Source organism: Rhizobacter sp. P3_B12 (assembly GCF_056402895.1).
This window is the reverse complement of record NZ_JBFUGN010001517.1, coordinates 1-950: the sequence shown is the minus strand read 5'-3', so window position 1 is coordinate 950 and position 950 is coordinate 1. Positions and strand designations below refer to the sequence as shown.

Annotated in this window: 1 protein-coding gene; it reads right to left on the bottom strand. The window is 70.0% G+C overall.

Translation table 11 applies throughout. The features are described 5' to 3' along the window. On the bottom strand, window positions 1-950 hold a 950-nt coding region (locus AC1D01_RS36555; protein ID WP_477874683.1), incomplete at both ends, for a class I SAM-dependent RNA methyltransferase family protein.

The following is a 950-nucleotide window of genomic DNA, read 5'->3' as shown; positions in this document are numbered from 1 at the left end:
GCGCCGTGTGCGGGAACATGTTCACCGCACCGGCCGCCGTGCAGCGGTAGCCCGCCTGGTGCACCAGCAGCCCGGCATCGCGCGCCAGCGTCGCCGGGTTGCAGCTCACGTAGACGATGCGCTGCGGCGGCACGAAGCCGGGCGCCAGCGCCGGATCCGCATGCAGGTCGGCCAGCGCCTTCGCGAGCGCGAACGCCCCTTCGCGCGGCGGATCGACCAGCCACTTCTGCGCATCGCCGTACCCGGCCAGCTCGGCCGGCGTGATCTCGAACAGGTTGCGCGCGACGAACGAGGTCTTGTGCGCGAGCCGGTTCACCTGCGCGTTCTCGCGCGAGCGCGCCACCAGCGATTCGCTGCCTTCGATGCCCAGCACCTCGCGCGCCTGCGTCGCGATCGGCAGCGTGAAATTGCCGAGCCCGCAGAACCAGTCGATCACCCGCTCGTCGGCTCGCGCTGCGAGCAGCTTCAGCGCCCGTGACACCAGCACCTGGTTGATCTGGTGGTTGACCTGCGTGAAGTCGGTCGGCTTGAACGGCATCGTGATGCCGAACTCCGGCAGGTCGTAGGCGAGCGGCGGGCCGTCTGCATCGAGCAGCACCACCGTGTCCGGCCCCTTGGGCTGCAGCCACCACTGGATGCCATGCGCCGCCGCGAACTCGCGCAGCCGCTGCAAATCGCCTTCGCTCAGCGGCTCGAGATGCCGCAGCACCAGCGCCGTGACCTCGCTGCCGATCGCCACCTCGATCTGCGGCAGCCGGTCGCGCTGGTCCATCGCGGTGATCAGCGTGCGCAGCGGCAGCAGCAGATCGCTCAGGTGACGCGGCAGCACCTCGCAGCTGTCCATGTCGGCGACGTAGCTGGATTTGCGCTCGTGGAAGCCCACCAGCACCGTGCCCTTCTTGACGACGTGGCGCACCGACAGGCGCGCCCGGTAGCGGTAGCCCCAGGCC